The 15816-nt window shown below is 60.4% G+C and carries 13 protein-coding genes and 1 pseudogene; 10 read left to right on the top strand and 4 right to left on the bottom strand.

Features of this window, described 5'->3' with window-relative positions:
• From AACS18_RS17525 to AACS18_RS17490, 8 genes and pseudogenes are all read left to right on the top strand, one after another.
• A pseudogene (locus AACS18_RS17525) lies at positions 1-437 on the top strand (arylsulfatase); the annotation flags it as partial.
• Between the two features lie 144 nt (positions 438-581).
• On the top strand, positions 582-1559 hold the full coding sequence (locus tag AACS18_RS17520; RefSeq protein ID WP_108612873.1) for an AAA family ATPase: 978 nt from the start codon (positions 582-584) through the stop codon (positions 1557-1559).
• An 8-nt stretch (positions 1560-1567) separates the two neighbouring features.
• Complete coding sequence (locus AACS18_RS17515) at positions 1568-2551, top strand: DUF58 domain-containing protein (protein WP_108612872.1); 984 nt, start codon at positions 1568-1570, stop codon at positions 2549-2551.
• Positions 2551-3072 carry a DUF4381 domain-containing protein gene (locus AACS18_RS17510; RefSeq protein WP_108612871.1) on the top strand — a complete coding sequence of 174 codons (522 nt, stop codon included), beginning with the start codon at positions 2551-2553 and terminating at the stop codon, positions 3070-3072. The genes AACS18_RS17515 and AACS18_RS17510 overlap by 1 nt, the downstream gene beginning before the upstream one ends.
• Positions 3065-4108, top strand: a complete 1044-nt coding sequence (locus AACS18_RS17505; RefSeq protein WP_108612870.1) for a vWA domain-containing protein — start codon at positions 3065-3067, stop codon at positions 4106-4108. Before AACS18_RS17510 ends, AACS18_RS17505 begins: the two co-directional genes overlap by 8 nt.
• The gene (locus tag AACS18_RS17500; RefSeq protein ID WP_108612869.1) at positions 4105-5835 is read left to right on the top strand and encodes a VWA domain-containing protein; all 1731 of its coding nucleotides are present in this window, start codon (positions 4105-4107) and stop codon (positions 5833-5835) included. The genes AACS18_RS17505 and AACS18_RS17500 overlap by 4 nt, the downstream gene beginning before the upstream one ends.
• On the top strand, positions 5816-7198 hold the full coding sequence (locus AACS18_RS17495) for a BatD family protein (protein ID WP_108612868.1): 1383 nt from the start codon (positions 5816-5818) through the stop codon (positions 7196-7198). Before AACS18_RS17500 ends, AACS18_RS17495 begins: the two co-directional genes overlap by 20 nt.
• Positions 7199-7385: 187 nt before the next feature.
• Positions 7386-8321, top strand: coding sequence for a LysR family transcriptional regulator (locus tag AACS18_RS17490; protein WP_108588268.1), 936 nt, complete (start codon positions 7386-7388; stop codon positions 8319-8321).
• Here the strand turns inward: AACS18_RS17490 and AACS18_RS17485 are convergent.
• From AACS18_RS17485 to AACS18_RS17475, 3 genes are read right to left on the bottom strand one after another with little or no spacing between them, the layout of a single operon-like run.
• Entirely contained in the window at positions 8318-9118 is an 801-nt protein-coding gene (locus AACS18_RS17485; RefSeq protein ID WP_108612867.1) for a formylglycine-generating enzyme family protein, read from the bottom strand. The two genes, AACS18_RS17490 and AACS18_RS17485, sit on opposite strands and share 4 nt — an antisense overlap.
• 34 nt (positions 9119-9152) lie before the next feature.
• Entirely contained in the window at positions 9153-10268 is a 1116-nt protein-coding gene (locus tag AACS18_RS17480; RefSeq protein ID WP_108612866.1) for a tetratricopeptide repeat protein, read from the bottom strand.
• A 3-nt stretch (positions 10269-10271) separates the two neighbouring features.
• Complete coding sequence (locus AACS18_RS17475; RefSeq protein ID WP_108612865.1) at positions 10272-11585, bottom strand: anaerobic sulfatase maturase; 1314 nt, start codon at positions 11583-11585, stop codon at positions 10272-10274.
• 343 nt (positions 11586-11928) lie between these two features.
• Here AACS18_RS17475 and sbcB point away from each other — a divergent pair, with 343 nt between their 5' ends.
• Positions 11929-13356, top strand: coding sequence for an exodeoxyribonuclease I (gene sbcB, locus AACS18_RS17470; RefSeq protein ID WP_108612864.1), 1428 nt, complete (start codon positions 11929-11931; stop codon positions 13354-13356).
• A 155-nt stretch (positions 13357-13511) separates the two neighbouring features.
• Positions 13512-14012 carry a hypothetical protein gene (locus AACS18_RS17465; protein WP_005360277.1) on the top strand — a complete coding sequence of 167 codons (501 nt, stop codon included), beginning with the start codon at positions 13512-13514 and terminating at the stop codon, positions 14010-14012.
• 65 nt (positions 14013-14077) lie between these two features.
• Here the strand turns inward: AACS18_RS17465 and AACS18_RS17460 are convergent, their stop codons facing one another.
• Positions 14078-15787 (bottom strand): glycoside hydrolase family 36 protein, encoded by a 1710-nt coding sequence (locus AACS18_RS17460; protein ID WP_108612863.1) that lies wholly within the window; start codon positions 15785-15787, stop codon positions 14078-14080.
• Positions 15788-15816: the final 29 nt, after the last annotated feature.

The following is a 15816-nucleotide window of genomic DNA, read 5'->3' as shown; positions in this document are numbered from 1 at the left end:
GTTACAACTTCATGCCGTATCTCTCCGGTAAAGCCGACACCTCCCCGCGCAACTCCATGCTCTACTTCTCCTCAAACGGCGAACTCAACGCCGTGCGCTGGAATGACTTCAAACTGAACTTTGCCACCATGGAGGGCAACATCACCGACGCGGCGCGTGTGACTCCAAACTGGCCGCAGATCATCAACCTGCGCGCTGATCCGTTCGAGAAGGCACCGCATGAGTCAGGCATGTATCTGCGCTGGATGGCAGACAACATGTGGCTGTTCGTACCTGCACAGGGGATCCTGAAAGAGTTCTTCGACACTCTGCCCGACTATCCGATGCAACAGAGCTTCCAGATGAACCCTGCCAGCATTAGCTCCCAGAGCCTGATGCTCAAGGGCAAACTGGCAGAGCTGGACGCACTCAAACAAAAAGTCGCCACCATCAAGTAAGGCGGTGACTCCAACGCCCATCACTCTCTGGTGGGCGTTTTCAATTTCCAGCCGGGTCGCACCGTGCCGGCTGGAAATTGAAAACCCATTGGCCCCCTCCTAGCCCTATCTCTGTCTCGTTAAATGTACCCTGTGGAACACCCTATGAACCCCTTGCAACAACATATCTCGCAACTCATCGAACAGGTTGGTCACAGTGTGGTTGGCCAGTCCCATGTGATCCGCGCCCTGGTCATCGGCTTGCTGACCAATAGCCACGTGCTCCTTGAAGGTTTGCCCGGCACCGCCAAGACCCGCTCGGTCAAGGCGCTGGCAGAAGCCCTCAATACCAGCTTCGGCCGCATTCAGTTCACCCCCGATCTGCTCCCCTCGGATGTAACCGGCACCGAGATGTATCAGGAGCGTGAAGGAGCCCACCAGTTGCGTTTCCAGCCAGGCCCCATCTTCAACAGCATCGTACTGGCCGATGAAGTGAACCGCGCCCCCGCCAAGGTACAAGCGGCGCTGCTGGAGGCGATGGCAGAAGGCACCGTTACCGTCGGTGACAAGAGCCATCGCCTGCCCGAGCTCTTTATGGTACTGGCCACCCAGAACCCCATCGAGCAGGAGGGGACCTACCCGCTGCCAGAAGCCCAGATAGACCGTTTTGCCCTCAAGGTCTCGGTCGCCTACCCCGATGATGAGGCAGAGCTTGCCATCATTCGGCTGGTGCGGGCCGAAGAGCGCGGTACCCGCCAGCAGAACGAGGGGTTCTCCCCCCTCTCCCCTGAACTTATCTTGCAGGCCAGATCAGAGCTCTCGGCGATGACGGTCTCACCGCTGGTGGAGCACTACATCATTGCGCTGGTCATGGCGACCCGACACCCCGATCGCTACCCGGCCACCGGGCTGTCACAGTGGATTGCGGTCGGCGCCAGCCCCCGCGCATCCATTGCTCTGGACAAGTGCGCCCGCGCCTATGCCTGGCTGCAAGGGCGCAACCACGTGCTGCCCGACGATGTGCGCGCCATGGTGCCCAGCGTGCTTGGCCACCGCTTTACCCTCAGCTATGACGCGCTGGCAGATGGGGTGGATCACCAGCAGGTGGTGATGACTCTGCTCGATCACGTCGTCATCGGGTAAGCGATACCATGACTCCTCGCTCCTTATCCCATGACAGGCTGACACAGGGCGGGCAACCGCCCAGTGGTGACCCCCGCATCCACTGCGACTACCTGACACTGGTCCGGCTTCAGGGGCTGGTCGGCCAGTTTTCACTGCTGCCCCGGCTAAACAGCGGCAACCTACTGTGCGGCCGCCACCCGTCACGCTTTCGCGGCCGTGGGCTCAACTTTGAAGAGCTGCGCCACTATCAGCAAGGGGATGATATTCGCACCCTGGACTGGAAAGTGACCCTGCGCATTGGCCGCCCCCATGTCCGTAGCTACAGCGAAGAGAAAGATCGTCACGTGATCCTCTGCGTTGATCAGCGCAGCAGCATGTTTTTCTCCTCGGTGGAGGTGATGAAGTCGGTGGTGGCCGCCGAAGTGGCTGCCCTGCTCGGCTGGCAAGTACTCAAAGAGAGCGATCGGGTCGGGCTCGCCATTTTGCACTGCGATGGCGTGGCGTGGCTGCGCGGCCAGCGCTCCCGTGGCCACTGGTTGGCAGGACTGCGCCAGCTCTGTGCCGCCAATCATGCTCTCTCGGCCATCAGCCGCGACAGCGAGGCGACCGGTCTGGCCCCCCTGCTGGCGATGCTGGGCCACCTCAAGTTGAAAAATACCACCCTGATCTTTCTCAGCGACTGGGCAGGCGTCACCGAGGCCGACCTGACCCGCCTCGGTTACTTGCAGCAGCACAACGATGTGCTGGCACTGCACATCGCCGATCCCCTCGAGTCGACCCTGTCGACCACAGCCGTAGACGCCAGCTGGGTAGTCGGCGATGGCCAGTACCAGCTCAATATTGCTCCCCACCAGATCCCTGTGCTGGATCAGGGGCTAGCCCGTCAGCAGCAGCTGAAAAAAGATCAACTGCTGCGACTGATGGCCCTCAAGGGATTGCCGCTTATCACCCTCGACACCGGTGGCCACCACCTCGCCCGCCTCATTACCGCATTGGGAGGAGATCACTGATGAACCACAAGCTGCCCGGCACCTATATGCTGCGCGAATTGCAGGACGTGACCGTACCACCCACCATCAGCTGGCAACCGCAAACCGCAGGCTGGCTGCTGCTGGCGCTGAGCCTGGGGGCGCTGGCGCTGCTCTGGCTCTATCACCGGGCACAGCGCTGGTGGCAACAGCGTTACCGCCGTGAAGCGCAGGCGGCCCTGCGCACGATCAACTGGTCTGATGCCGGGGCCAGTCTGGCGCTGTTTCACCTGATCAAGCAGGTGTTGACCCACCTAGATCCCCGGCACGGCAAGCTGTTTGGCATGGCGTTGCTGCAAACCCTCGACAATGCCATGGCTGATAGGCAGCCCCGTTTCGCGACCGAACTGGGGGAGCGCTGGCTGGTATCGCTGGTCTGTGATCAGGTGGTGTTAAGCGTCAGTGATCAGCTTTGCCTCGTTTCACTCTGCTACGACTGGCTTACCCACCACCAGACTCCAATACAAACAGCCTCGTTGGCGACGGAGGCCCATCATGCTTGATGCCGGTCTTGAGTTTGCCCACCCCCACTGTTTCTGGCTGCTGCCCCTGCCGTTGCTGGTGTTTCGCCTTATTCCGGCCTATCGCACCCGGCAGAGTGCCATCAAGGTGCCCTTCTTCGATCTGCTGATCGATCTGCTGGATGAACCGCCGCGTGAGGGGGCAACCCAGCTGACTGCCAGCTGGTGGCAACGGATCGCCCTGATCACCGTTTGGCTACTGGCGGTGCTGGCGCTGGCCAAGCCCACCATCTATGGCCCGCCTCAGGTGCGCGAGCGGTTCGGGCGGGATGTGATGATAGTACTGGATCTCTCCGGCTCCATGGCCGAGACCGACTTCTCCCCCGACCCCAGCAAGTCCCTCAGTCGGCTCGACGCCGCCAAAGAGGTGCTTAAACAATTTGCTGCAACGCGCGAAGGAGATCGACTCGGGCTCATCCTGTTTGGGGATGCCGCTTTTCTTCAGGCGCCGTTTACCGCCGATCTCGACACCTGGCAAACCCTGCTGCAGGAGACCGATGTAGCCATGGCGGGCCAGAGTACCCATCTGGGGGATGCCATCGGTCTGGCAATCAAAGTGTTCAACAACAGTGATCGCCACGGGCAACAAGACCAGAACAGCGCCAAGCGGGAGAAAGTCGCCATCATCCTTACCGATGGCAATGACACCGGCAGTTTTGTCAGCCCGCGGGATGCGGCCCGGGTAGCCGCGGTCAAAGGTGTGCGGCTGCATACTATCGCCATGGGGGATCCGGCCACCGTCGGCGAACAGGCACTCGATCTCGATACCCTGCAACAGTTGGCGGCCCTGACCGGCGGCCAGTTGTTTCAGGCTCTTGATGAGGCGCAGCTGACGCGCGCCTATCAGGTGATCGGTGAGCTGGAGCCACAACGCTACAAAAGCACCCGCTTTCAGACTCGCAAAAGCCTGCACCATTACCTCATCGCCGTCAGCGTCGGCCTCTATCTCACTCTCTTTTCCCTGTTGACCCTCAGGCGCTACCGCCTGCGCACTGCTCTCTCAGGAGACACGCCATGATGGATCCTCTCTACTGGCAACAGCTCTGGCTGAATGCCCACTTTCTGCGCCCCTGGTGGCTGCTGGCCTTGCTCCCCCTTGTCGCCATCCTGCTGCTGCGCTGGCACATGGATGAAGCGAACAACTGGCAACAGCGGCTGCCGCCCCATCTGCGCGAGGCGCTGACGCTGGGGGACACCGGCTGGAAAAAGAACCTGCCCCTCAAGGTGCTGGGGCTGCTGATGGGGCTCGCCATCCTGATCTGCGCAGGGCCGACCTGGAGCCGTGAACCCTCCCCCTTTGGCGAAGATCAGGGCGCCCTGCTGATCCTGCTCGATAACAGCGACTCCATGCTGGAAACGGATATCGCCCCCAACCGGTTGACGCGGGCCAAACAGAAGATCAGCGATCTGCTGGCGACCCGCGATGGCGGGCGCAACGGGCTGGTGGTCTTTGCCGGCTCGGCCCACACCGCCATGCCGCTGACCCGTGACAGTGCCGTCTATGACCCTATCCTCGCCGCCATCCGTCCCGAGATCATGCCTAAAGCGGGCAAACGCACCGAACAGGTGATCCCGCTACTCACCGAGCTTCTGGCCGATGAGACCGGCAGCACCGTTTTGCTGGTGAGTGATGGCATCAGCCCCTCCGCCATCGCCCCCTTGGCTGACTATTTCCGTGGTCAATCCCGTCAGCTGCTGATCCTGGCCGCTGGCGACCCGGCCCTGAGTGGCAAACGCCCGCTGGAGCTTGCCTCATTACGGCGACTGGCCAGTGACAGCGATGGCACCCTGCTCACCATGACGGTGGATAATGGCGACGTAGAGCGCATCAACCGGGGGATTGAACGCAACTTTTTGATCCATAACGACTCCCTGATGCCCTGGCAGGACATGGGTTACTACCTGCTCTTTCCGGTCGTCGCCCTGCTGCTGCTCTGGTTTCGCAAAGGCTGGCTGGTGCAGTGGGGTCTGGTGGCAGCCATCGGTCTCTCCCTGTTACAGACGACGCCTGCGCAGGCCACCACCTTCTCGCTGGCGCCCGCAGAGCCGACAGAGCCTGCGATCAATCACTGGGCAAAGGAGCTGAAACAGCAGTGGTTCAACCTCTGGCTCACCCCGGATCAGCAGGGGCAGTGGTACTTCCAGCAAGGTGACTATCTGGAGGCGGCTAAACACTATGAAGATCCCTTCTACAAAGGGGTGGCCTACTACTATGGCGCCGAGTTTGCGCTGGCTCAGTCAGCATTCCTGCAAGCCGACTCCGAACAGGCTCTGCTCTATGCCGGCAATGCCCTCGCCAGACAGCGTGAGTATCTGGCCGCCCGCCGGCTGTTCCGGAAACTGGCTGACGAGGCCAGCGCCCCGAGCGTGCGCCAATCAGCCGCCCACAACTATCAGGTGATGAGCGGGATTGTTGACGAGATCAACCGCGCCAGTCAGAGCCAGACCGGCACGCCGGATGGACCTGATCACTCCAGTGAACTGCCCGATGAAGAGCCACGCAGTGCCGACGGAGCGGAAGAGACCGTGGTTTCATCCCTGATGGCGCGCGAAACCCTGACCGCAGATCAGATCCTGGCCAATCCGGCGCAGGCCGAAAAGTGGCTGCGCCGGGTGGAGTCAGATCCCGGTGACTTCCTGCAAGCCAAATTCCGCCTCCAGCTACACGCACAGCAAACGGGCGCAACCGTCCGTCCTCGTTCTGCCACCCACAAGGAGCCTACCCATGTGCAACCGGCACAATAAACTCCGCCACTGGCTGTGCGGATATGTGGCGACCGCTACCCTGCTCGGGGCCGTGCTGCTCACGGTCGAAGCACAGGCTGCCGAGGCCGCTGATGCGACTGACGCCACTCAGGTGACCCTCAAGAGCTGGTTGAAAGAGCAGGGGGAGGAGAAGCGCCCCTATGCCGTCAACCAACAGATCACCCTCTATCTGGAGCTGGCCACCAACCGCTGGTTTACCGCGGGCACCCGCATCGGCCAGTTCGAGCTGCCGGGGGTTATGGTCAAGCAGCGTAGCGAGCTGGCAACCAACTTCACCCAGCGCCGCGATGGCGAAACCTGGTCGCACCAGCGCTGGGAGCTGACGCTCTATCCCCAGCAATCCGGCCAGTTCGAGATCCCCGCCATCACGGTACGGGCCACCGTGGCGCGCCCTGAAGGGGGCTCCCGGCAGATCACCCTCACCACCCACCCTCAACGTTTTGCCGCCGCTCTGCCCGACCCAGCCCTGACGATCGGCGGGCGTTGGCTGAGCGCCAGCAATCTCACCCTGAGCCAGCGTTGGCAGCGCTCTGCGGATGACCATGCTGACAGCGAGCTGCGGGTGGGGGATGCTATCACCCGCACCGTGACCGCCAGCGGGCAGGATACCCTCTCGGTGCTGATCCCGCCGCTGATCACTCCGCTTGCAAGCGATGGGCGGGTACAGGCCTATCCGACGCAAGCCCGACTGAACGATACCCAGGAGCGGGGGGAGTACCTCTCGACACGGGAAGATCAGACTACCTATATCGTGCAGCGCGGTGGTGAGTTGACCCTGCCCGCGCTGGAGCTTGCCTGGTGGAACAGCCAGACTGGCCAGCTGCAAACCCTGACCCTCTCTGGGCTGACCCTGCAAGTGCGCCACACTCCCGCCTCCTGGCTGGCGGCCTACTGGCATCGGTTGCTTGGAGTAGCCAGTGGTGTAGCCCTGCTGGTGCTGGCACTTCTGGCTATGGCCCGTTACTACCGTCACCACCCTCGCCCGCTCGGCTGGCAATATGGGGCCGCCATCTGGAGCAGGCAGTGGGGGGCGGTGCGGGTACTGGCCTATCGCTATCTGCGGGCCAAGAGGGGTTGGCTGGAACTGAGCCATGTCAGTTCCGATCCGGCTTGGCAGCAACAACAGGTTGTATTCCAGCAAGATCCCCTTGATCGGGCTGATGCGCTCAGGATGGGCTGGCGCCTGCTGGTGCGCCTGCAAAGGCAACGGGGCACCAGTCTTGGCAACATCCGTTCACGGTTGGGCCACATTATCGGCTGGCAAGCGGCCCTGCCGGAACTGACCCCCCTGACTGGCAAACCGACCTCAGCGGATCAGTCATCCTGCAACGCAAACAGATAAATAAAGTGCGCCACGCAGCAACCAACCCCTGCACTGGTTGTCCCACTTTGCCCACTTCATTACACTGCCAAAGTGGGATACCCGCTGGCTGCCACGCCACCTGACTGGCGTGGCAGGTTCTCCCCTCCGGCTACCCGGCAGTGCCAAGGCAGTGTGATTTTTCCACGAACATGTAACGAGGCATCTCTTGTTAGACATCAGAAGTACCGAGCTGAACCTGATCCCGATCTTTGTCGCCATCTACGAAGAGCGCAGCCTCTCCCGGGCGGCGACACGCATGGAGATCAGCCAACCCGCCGTCAGCAAGGCCCTCAAGCGACTGCGGGAGATCTACGGTGATCCTCTGTTTAATCGCAAGGTCGTGGGGATGGAGCCCACCTCGTTTGCCATCGACATCTATCCGGCGATGGCGGCCGCGCTGAAAAACTTCAGTTCGACCCTATCTACATCGCGCACGTTCAATCCACGCACTTCCCAGCGAGTCTTCTCCATCGCCTGTGTCAGACTGGTCAGCGCCCAACTGGTCCCGGCGCTGCTGTGCAAGATCCGGGCTCACGCCCCGGGTATTTCGCTCGAGGTGCATCCCCTCTTTACCGAAGATATGGAGAGTGACCTGCGGATGCAGCGTTATGATCTCATCATCGACATGACCCAGAGCGGGCGCAGCATGCTCAAGAGCGAGGTGCTCTATGGCGAGCAGGTGAAGGTGGTGTGTGCCAGCGACCACCCGCGACTGGGCAGCAACTTGACGGTGGAGGCCTATTTTACCGAAGAGCATGTGGCGTTGGCCCAGTGGCAGGTCAGAGGCAGCATGATCACCGCCGAGCACCTGCCGCAAATGGCCAACCGCAATATCGTGGTACGGGTGCCAACCGCCATGGAGATGCTGCCCATCATTGCATGCAGCGAGATCATCGGGGTTTTGCCCACCTCCATCATAAATACCTTTGCCGGCATGTATGATGTGCGGGTACTCCCCTTCCCCTTCGAGGAATCAGTATTCAGCCTGTCGGCCATCTGGCACCCCAGCCGGACCACCGAGGCTGGCCACCGCTGGCTGCGCCAGCAGTTGTTCGAAGTGGTCAGCGAGCTGGGGCTGACCACCTCCATCGTTCAGTCCTAACGGGCATCTCGCACCAATCGCAATCCCATGTCTGCCATCATCACCGACTGGCTGGCAAAATCACGCCGGAAATTTTCAGACAATTCAGCCTCATAGGCATAGCTGCCGCCTCGCACCGACTTATGGGCGAGGTGGCTCTTGCTCTCCTGGGCATTGTTCGGGTTCGCTTGAGGACTGTGGCGATAGAAGGTCTCTTCATAGGCATCAGCCACAAACTCCCCCACATTGCCGGTCATGTCGTATAGCCCCAGCTCGTTGGGCTTTTTCAGCCCCACCGGATAGGCGCGATTCTTGGCGTTGCCGCTGTACCAGGCCACTTCATCAATCTGATCGGAGCCGCTGTAACGATAGCCTTTACTCAGCTTGCCCCCCTTGGCTGCATACTCCCACTCAGCTTCGGTGGGCAAGCGGTAGTGAGCGCCGGTCAACTCATTGAGCCTTGTCACAAACAGATTGGCCTGTTGCCAGCTGAGGTTGTTGACCGGTACATCCGGTGCCTGGAAATAGCTGATGGAGGGGCCCATCACCGCTTCGAACAGAGCCTGGGTCACCTCGAATTTTGCCATGTAGAAGCTGTTGAGCGAGACCGTATGCTGCGGCCCTTCGCTCGGTTTGGCGGCAGGGTCGTTGGAGCCCATCTCAAAACGGCCCCCTTCCACCAGCACCATGTCCGCTTCAACCTTCTGTCGCAGCGGATGGAGCGGCTGGTTGCCCTGTTTGACCGAGAGGGTGCAGCCGGCCACCAGCAGGGTGGTCGCCAGCAACGGAATTGCGAATTTGAACGGTATGATCGTCATAACCTGACCTGTGCAGTAAGAGAAGTGGCAGCCATCACTGGCCAGCGGAAACCGGCGGCGTGCTCGTCTTGCTCGCGCGCTTGCTATTGAGCTCGGCCAGCACCTCGGGGGGCGCTATCTTGCCAAGTTCACTCATGCAGGCGTCGCTCTTGGGGTGATCGTGGCGAAGGTAGATATCGCACACCGCATAGAGCTGCTCCGGCGCGCCGGAGATCCGGTAGGCAAGCTCGAACGAGCCGATGGCTTTCTCGAGATCCAGCGGCTCTTGCAGCACCCCGTTGAGATACCAGAAGTAGCTGTTGTTGCCAGCGAGGGTCGCCGCCTGCGCCATGGTGACTGCCGCTTCGCTCTTCTGATCGAGGCGCACCTGGGTCAGCGCCTTGGCGTAATGGAGGTTGGCATTCTGCGGCAGCGCAAGAATCCCTTTGTTGAGCAAGGCCAGTGCCTCGCCATCCCGTTGCTGGGCCCGCAAGTTGTCAGAGAGACCAAGCCAGATCCGGGGATTATCGGGCTGATTAGCCAGCAGTTGTTCGTAGCTTGCCTGCGCCTTGTCCCACTGCCGGGTCCAGCGATAGAGATCTGCCTGCAACAGCTGCTGCGCAGGGGCCTGCTGCCGGGCGAGATACTCGCTCACCTCCGCCAGCGGCTGGCCAATGGCGCTCAGTTGCCCCTCATTCATGGCGCCATAATCGCGCGCCAGATTGAGGGTGGCGGCGCGGCGAACCTCGGCACTGCTGTCAGCCAGCAGCGGTGAGAGCAGTCGCCAGCGGTGCGCAAACTGATAAGGGTCGGCAGCCACGACCGCAGCTTCTCGCACCAGCGCACTCTCGTCGCGCAGAGTTCTGGCCACCGCCACCAGACTGTTCTGGTTCGGATAAGCCGCCAGCTGGCGCAGGGCATCGGCCCGATCCACCGCTGGCAGGGAGATATCCTGCGCATTGTAGGCCCACTGCTGGATCTGGGCGGCTGAGGGCGCACTGGCCGCCACGGATGCGGTGGGTGCCCCATTCGCTGATGTGGTGACCGGCGGCGCAGGGCTGGCTACCGCCAGCGCTGCGCCAGACAGGGTCATGCCAAGGGCCAGCCACAAGGCGCCCATGGTGCCGGAGCGGGTGTGACGGAACTCGTGGCGACTCAACACGCTCTGCATCGCTTATTTCCTCTGACCATGTGTCATGACGCCATTATTCATCACCGCATCACGATACTTGCCATGGGCCACAGGGTAACCGGCACGGCGCAGGATATAGGCCATCGACTGATCGATATGGCTGAAAAACTTGTACCAACCGGCACAGAGGTAATTCAGACCTGCCTCCCCTTCGTGGGTGCGAATAAAGCGGTTCTTCGGGCACTCCCCATAGCAGGCAAACTGGTAGTCACACTGCTGGCATTGGCGGGTCAGGCTGCGCGATTTGGCAAAGCCGAACGCTTGCTGGGCGGGCGAATACGCCAGCTCACTGAGCGGCTGATGGTGGATATTGCCGATCTTGTACTTGGGATAGACATAGTGGTCACAGGCAAACACATCGCCGTTGGGCTCCATCGCCAGCCCCTTGCCGCAGATCTCCCCCAAGGTACAGAGGGGGTTCTTGCGTCCCATCCAGGTCTCGACACTCGCCTCGAAATATTGCACGAAGACCCGCCCCAGATCCCGCTGCACCCACTCATCGAAAATAGTGATGAGAAAATCCCCCCACCCCTCGGCCGAGACGCACCAGGGCTCAACCACCGAATTCTTGTGCCAGGGATTGAGGCGCTTGTCCCCCTGCTTGAGTTGCTCCTGCGGTTGCCAAGTCTGGGGCGCGGTGGTGCGAAAACTCTTCTGCTCGACGATGGGGATAAACTGCATCTGGGGCGACTTCACCTCATCACGCAGGAAGCGATAAACCTCCAGCGCATTCTTGCTGGTGAGGTTGTTCACGCAGGTCAGGGTGGCAAACTTCACCTTGTATTTATGCAGCAACGCCACCGCCGCCATCACCTGATTGAAGGTACCGCGCCCGGCTCGGTTGACCCGATAGGCGTTGTGCAGCAACTCGGGGCCATCGATGCTCAAACCGATGAGAAAGTTGTTGGCGGCCAGAAATTCACACCACTCATCGTTGAGCAGGATTCCGTTGGTCTGCAGGTCGTTGGCAATCACCACCCCTTGCGGCTGGTATTTGCGCTGCAACTCGACCACTTTGCGAAAATAGTCGAGCCCGAGCAACGTCGGCTCGCCCCCCTGCCAGGAGAAGATGATCTCGGGGGTATTCTGCCCCTCGATATATTGGCGGATATAGGTCTCAAGGGTCTGCTCGTCCATCTGGGGCGAGCACCCCTTCTTGTATTCCAGCAGATCCTGCTTGCTCAGGTAGTAGCAGTAGGTACAGTCGATGTTACACACGGCCCCGATAGGTTTGGCCATCACATGCATCCGCTTGGATGCCTTGCCGTTGAACTGTGGACCCTGAGTAATCACCATAACTGCACCACCTGCAAAATTGCTGTTTTGAGGCCTGCAGTCTAAAGGCTCCCGCTGTCACACGCTGGTTATACCCCTTATAACCAGCGGATATGGGACCAGGCTAACATTCTGGTGTCATAAAAAATCATCGCATCCTACGAGATAAATTGGTCGTATAGTCCCGGTGAGCAAGACAGAAGTGCATAAGATATCGGGAGCAACCGCCCAATAAACCGCCACCTGCACGGCTCGCCCTTCGTTCTGCCTGCGCTATGGTTTACCATGCAGGCAATTGTGGTGCCTAGCACCGCCCACCCTAGCGCCAGGCGCTACCGTCATCGGATACCTCATCTCGAGCAACATGAGCAAAACAGCACACGCGGGCAACGAGCCAACATTCTATTTCCACGACTACGAGACCTTCGGCATCAGCCCCGCCAAGGACAGGCCGTCGCAGTTTGCCGGTATTCGTACCGATGCGGATTTCAACATTATTGGCGATCCGCTGGTCATCTATTGCAAACCGCCGGCGGACTACCTGCCAGATCCGGAGGCGTGCCTGATCACCGGCATCACGCCGCAAAAAGCGATGAAGGACGGGCTGTGCGAGGCGGATTTCATTCGCCAGATCCACGAGCAGTTCGCCACTCCGAATACCTGTGTGCTGGGCTACAACAGCATCCGCTTCGATGATGAAGTGACCCGCTACACCCTCTATCGCAACTTCTATGACCCCTATGCCTACAGCTGGCAAAATGGCAACTCCCGCTGGGATATCCTCGACATGCTGCGGGCCTGCTACGCCCTGCGCCCGGAGGGGATCGAGTGGGCCTTTGATGATGAAGGCAAACCGAGTTTCCGGCTGGAGAAGCTGACTATCGCCAACGGCGTCGCCCATGCCAATGCCCACGATGCACTCTCGGACGTGCTGGCTACCATCGAGATGGCAAAGCTGGTGAAAAAAGCCCAGCCCAAGCTGTTCGGGTACCTGTTTGACCTTCGCAACAAGAACAAAGTGAAGGCCCTCATCGACGTGGTGACCATGAAACCGCTGGTACACGTCTCCGGCATGTTCTCCCCGTGGCAGGGATGCGCAAGCTGGGTCTCGCCGCTCGCCTGGCACCCCACCAACCAGAACGCGGTGATCATGGTGGATCTGACCCGCGACCCCACCCCGCTTATCGAGCTCACCAGCGAAGAGATCCGCGAGCGCCTCTATACCAAAAAAGAGGAGCTGGGGGATCTGGCAAGCATTCCGGTCAAACTGGTGCACATCAACAAGTGTCCGGTTCTTGCACCGGCCGCCACCCTGAGGGCAGAGCGGGCCGACCAGCTGGGCATCGATCGGGAGCAGTGCCGCAAGAGCCTGGATCTGCTGCGCGCCCACCCCGAAGTACGGGAAAAACTGGTGGAAGTGTTCAATCAGGAGTTTGCCGGCAGCAATGAGAGCGACCCCGATACCCAGCTCTACGCCGGATTCTTTGGCCACGGCGACAAGTCCACCATGGATCTGGTGCGTGCTACCCCCGCGGACCTGCTGGGTGAGCGGGAGTTCGCCTTTACCGACGCCCGGCTGCCGGAGATGCTGTTCCGCTACCGCGCCCGCAACTGGCCACACACCTTGAGCGAAGCAGAGCAGAAACGCTGGCGCCTGCACTGCAGCGACTACTTCAGCCGCCGTCTGCCGGACTATGTGCCCCGTCTCGAGGCACTGGCCGAGCTGAACCAGAGTAACGAACGGAACTTTGCGATTCTAAAGAGTCTCTACCACTATCTGGAAGATTTATGAGTTGTGAGTAGTTTCACAATAAATCCTTCCCGCCCATCCCCTTCTTCAGGTCATAATGACGAAGGGGATTTCCCCAAAAACCAATATCTTGCAACATCCTGAGCGGATGTCTCCCAAGCAAGAGATCTCTTTGGCCGAACGGAAGCCATTTGCTGATGCCTCGTCACCACGCACTGCTCGGATTACTGGCCCTGCTGCCGCTGGCAGCCAACGCCGCATACCGGTTCGATGTACCGGATTATCTTGCTCGCCTGCCCGAGCAGACCTATCGCATCGTAGAACAGAACTTCAACACCCTTTATCAGCAGACTGATTTCACTCCCCTGATCACCAACAGCTACTTCAACGGTTCCCATCTCTACAAGTTTGTCGGGGTACCGCTGGCCATCAGCGCCCAATCAGGTTTCCAGCTGGAGGTGTTTGGCCAGGTCTATAACCGAGCTTCGCAAGCCTATATGCACCTGAGCGAGGATATGTCCCTCTATCGGGTGATGCGGGTCGATCTGATGGGGAACCCCAATGATCAGCTGGCCATCGGTTTTGGTCTGGGGGTGCCCATCACCCCGTTGCTGACCCTCAAGGCGATCGCCTCCGGCAGTGATATCCCGGGCTATGGTTCCGCCAAATACGCCGTCGGTTTTGAGTGGCGTTACTGATAACTGCTGATTGAAACAATTCAGGCTCCGTGATGGAGCCTGAATTGTTTATGGTGACGCTGTGATCAGGTGTAGTGGATCACCTGCCCCTCGCCCCCTTGCAGGGTCACGGTTGTGCCGACTGCCTGCCCCTGCCAAAAATCGCTTCCCCCTTCCGGCAGCAGAAACTCCTGTGGTTGCCCCTCCCAGTTGAACAGGCAGAGCAGAGTGCCGCCCTCGGGCAGGCTTACTTCGCCACAGGCAAAGTCCATCGACTCGAAACGGGCAGAGGGTGCCCGGGCGGTGCAGAGCGCCAGCAACTTGCGCAGTTGCGCCGCCTGCTCCTCATCGAGATCTTGCAGTCGATCACCCGCCAGCATCATGCCGCCGCTCGCCACCAGCGCTGCCAGATGGAAGCTGTAATCCGCCTTGCTTGCCTGCTGGCTCGGTAGATCACGCAAACAGATGCAGTCGGGATCGAGGGCCCAGAGCTTGTCATTCTGCCAGGCACGGCAGAAGGCTTCGCGAGCAATCTGGCGATAGCGGTGACCGTTGCGCTCCACGTCATCGCTCACCCGCATGCCGTGCACCAGCCCAAGGCTCGGCCAGATGGGGGCGTTGCAACCGAGCAGGAAGGCACCATCGCCAGCACCACGCAGAATGGCCGCCATGCCGCGTCGATAGGCTTCAACCCGGGTGGCAGCCGGATCATGGAAACGGCCACCATGGATAGCGCCCCAGAAGTTGGCATCGAGCTTGAAGTAGTGGATGCCCCACTGCTCGCGCAGAGTACGGAACACCCGCTCAAGGTGCGCCTGTACATCGGGGTGGGTGCCGTCCAGCACATACCAGGGGGTGCAGCGCCAACCGCCATAAGTCACTCGTTCGGAAGGCAGCGGCAGACCGTCATCCCCCTTCACAAACCAGTCGGGATGATCCTGAAACACCTGCGAGCTTGGTTCGGCAATAAAGGGAGCGACCCAGAGAGCGGGCTCGCAGCCAGCCTGTTTGATCTCGGCAGCCAGTGAAGCAACGCCTTGCTCGAACTTGGCCGATGGTGTGAGCCAATCGCCCATTTTGGCCTGATAGCCGTCGTCGATCTGCACATAGCGCAGGGCCGGGAAGCGCTCGGCACGCACCTGCAGGTTCTCGCGAATATCGGCAGCGCTCACCTCGGCGTAGTAGTGATACCAGGAGCACCAGCCGCTCGGGCGATCACTCACCTTGCCGATCAGCGAGCCGTGCTCGGCCTCGATCAGCCGTGCCAGTTCGGCCAGCAGATCCTCGCGCTCCGCCCCTTCGAGGCAGATCAGCGCCTCGCTCTGCCAATGCTCACCAGCCGCAAGTTTTCGCCCTTCGCAGTTCATCAGGATCTTCAAGCGACCATCGGGATAGAGGCGAAACTCCCCGCCAAAACGGTGGCAGCTGGCAAAGGCGAGCAGCAGCCACCCCTTGCCATGCTCCACCAGCAACAGGTTGTGAATGGTGTGATAGCCATTGTCATCGGTGATGCGATAAACGCTGGCATCGGGGCAACGGCCGACATGTTGCGGTGAATGCCAGCTACCCATGGTCTGGGCCAGCATCTGGAATCCTTCGCCATAGATGGCACTCTCCACCGGCAGGCCAAGCTTGCCGTCAAACAGCACCCAGCGCTCAACCGGGGTGGCATCAGCGCCGGTGTTGTCGAGTCGCACCCGACACAGGGGCCCTTCCCACTCACGGGTTTGCAGCAGATAGGGTGGCAACGCATTATCGTTCGCCAGCTGGCGAACTCGGGACAAGAGGGATGTCATCACTACTCCTTGTAGTTCGAAAAAGGGTT

Source organism: Aeromonas sp. HMWF015 (assembly GCF_963878965.1).
GTDB classification, from domain to species: Bacteria; Pseudomonadota; Gammaproteobacteria; order Enterobacterales; family Aeromonadaceae; genus Aeromonas; species Aeromonas veronii.
This window is presented reverse-complemented; position numbering and strand designations above follow the sequence as displayed.